This is a genomic window from Parafrankia sp. FMc2 (genome assembly GCF_041008525.1).
Lineage (GTDB): Bacteria > Actinomycetota > Actinomycetes > Frankiales > Frankiaceae > Parafrankia.
Map to the genome: position 1 here is coordinate 1 of NZ_JBFLUG010000452.1, position 834 is coordinate 834.

1 protein-coding gene is annotated in these 834 nt (G+C 63.1%); it reads right to left on the reverse strand.

Features of this window, described 5'->3' with window-relative positions:
• Nucleotides 1-834, reverse strand: an 834-nt coding sequence (locus tag AB1460_RS37890; protein WP_368967409.1) for a group II intron maturase-specific domain-containing protein, incomplete at its 3' end; no start/stop codon positions are given.

The following is an 834-nucleotide window of genomic DNA, read 5'->3' on the forward strand; positions in this document are numbered from 1 at the left end:
CAGGCCCTGACAGATCGGGCAGCGGCCATTCTGCTTGTTGAGCAGGCTGGTGCGGCGCCATCCGATCGGCGGCGTGCCGTCACCGTTCCTGTGTTTCCGGCGGCGGCGTTGGGCCCAGTACCCGGCCAGGATCGGGTCGTCCGGAGACGCCCTTCCCTTGACCAGGTCGTGGCGCACGATTTTTGTCCAGGCAAAACGTACTAGAAAGGCGCCGGAGTCCCTGTCTCCAAATACCCATCTGTCTTGCCTGGTCGGGTGGAAACGGCCGTAGTACCGGGCGACGATCCGCCGCCTTCCCCGATGGTTGTGGCGGAAGAGCGCCCACTTGTAGGTCAGCCTCCACAGATAGTCGTCCAGTGCATGGAACGTCTCTGTGGACACCACACCCCGGTAGTAGGCAGCCCACCCGCGGATGATCGGGTTGAGCGCACGGATGACCGCGCTCGCGTTGGCCCCGCGCAGGGCCTTCGCTGCGTCGGCCAGCCGCGCCCGGACACGCGTGACCGCATCCTTGCTGGGTTTTATTATCAGCTTCGACCTGTAGCGCCGGACGTTGAACCCGAGGAAATCGAAGCCCTCGTCGAGGTGGACCACACGGGTCTTGTCCCCGTTGAAGGCCAGTCCTCGAGCCGCCAGCCACGGCGTCAGCCGGGTTTTGACCTGTTCGGCCTGTTCCTGGCTGTCGCACAGCGCCACGAAGTCGTCGCAATACCGTACCAGCACCGGTGTGCCCGTAATTGTTTCCTCGGACTTCCGGTAAGGATTCCACCTGTAGACGGTGCCTGCAGCCTGTTCCATTCCGTGCAGCGCGATATTAAAGAGTAACGGACTGAT